Source organism: Enterococcus sp. HMSC078F03 (genome assembly GCF_001811595.1).
GTDB classification, from domain to species: domain Bacteria; phylum Bacillota; class Bacilli; order Lactobacillales; family Enterococcaceae; genus Enterococcus; species Enterococcus faecalis.
On the sequence record NZ_KV805583.1, the window covers coordinates 1 to 605 of the forward strand.

2 protein-coding genes are annotated in these 605 nt (G+C 42.8%); both read right to left on the bottom strand.

Translation table 11 applies throughout. The features are described from left to right. Positions 1 to 350: KDGP aldolase (locus HMPREF2810_RS10960; RefSeq protein ID WP_141750871.1), on the bottom strand; the 350-nt coding region annotated here is incomplete at its 3' end. 3 nt (positions 351 to 353) lie between these two features. Further along, positions 354 to 605: hypothetical protein (locus tag HMPREF2810_RS10965; protein WP_048958528.1), on the bottom strand; the 252-nt coding region annotated here is incomplete at its 5' end.

The window sequence follows — 605 nt, forward strand, 5'->3', positions numbered from 1 at the left end:
ACCAAGCCATTAATCACTGTTTCGTCTTGACGAAGTAAGGCCCGCGAAGCGCCGACACCTGTGAAGACTTGGTTCACGTGTTGCGGTTGTAGAACTTCTGATAAGCGAGCCACCATTTGACTTTGATTAGGATCGCCAGCCCCTAAGCCGACAGATAAAGCGTTGTTGGTTGCTGCTTGGTATTTTTTCATATCTTCAATAGCTGCTTCATCGGTTTCATAGTTTTTTGAAAGGACGCCTAACACAACATGCCCTTCTGCTGCTTCATAACAGGCTTGGGCATTTTCTACTGAATTGGCTAAGACGTTTAAACAAATGCGTTCTTCTAAATAATTAGGTTTTAATGACATGACTTATTTCTCCTTTGTGTCCATAATTTCTTGTAATCGTTGCACGATTTTGTTCATTTCTTCTTGATTGACAGAACGAATGTCAAACTCAATGATGCCATTGTTGGCTTGATATTCTCGCGTATAAATGGCCGGACTTTCTGCTTTTAATGCTTGGATGACTTCCTTGGCAGTTTTTCTGCCGTCCACTTTGACACTGGCGCGATAAATGTCTCGTCCGGCGCCATCTTGGACGATTTTGGCGGTTAAATCTGA